This is a genomic window from Novosphingobium sp. B-7 (genome assembly GCF_000410615.1).
GTDB lineage: Bacteria > Pseudomonadota > Alphaproteobacteria > Sphingomonadales > Sphingomonadaceae > Novosphingobium > Novosphingobium capsulatum.
The window spans coordinates 1-241 of record NZ_APCQ01000709.1 but is presented as its reverse complement, the minus strand read 5'-3'; the positions used below and the strand labels follow the sequence as shown (position 1 = coordinate 241).

Annotated in this window: 1 rRNA gene; it reads right to left on the bottom strand. The window is 41.5% G+C overall.

Going from position 1 to position 241, the window contains the following annotated elements:
* Nucleotides 1–118, bottom strand: a 16S ribosomal RNA gene (locus H926_RS0107685); the annotation flags it as partial.
* Nucleotides 119–241: the final 123 nt, after the last annotated feature.

The window sequence follows — 241 nt, the reverse complement described above, 5'->3', positions numbered from 1 at the left end:
TTCCTCCCCCGTCCGCCGCTAACTTCATAAGAGCAAGCTCTTAATCCATTCGCTCGACTTGCATGTATTAGGCACGCCGCCAGCGTTCATCCTGAGCCAGGATCAAACTCTCCAATAAAGTTAGTTTGTCTAGCATCTAAAATAAAAATTGACGTTTCACGTTGTTTGTTTCGTTCAGTTTTCAAAGAACTACTTAGTCGCTCATTTGCGACTTCCTTATGTTAACATCTTCATTTTTCAA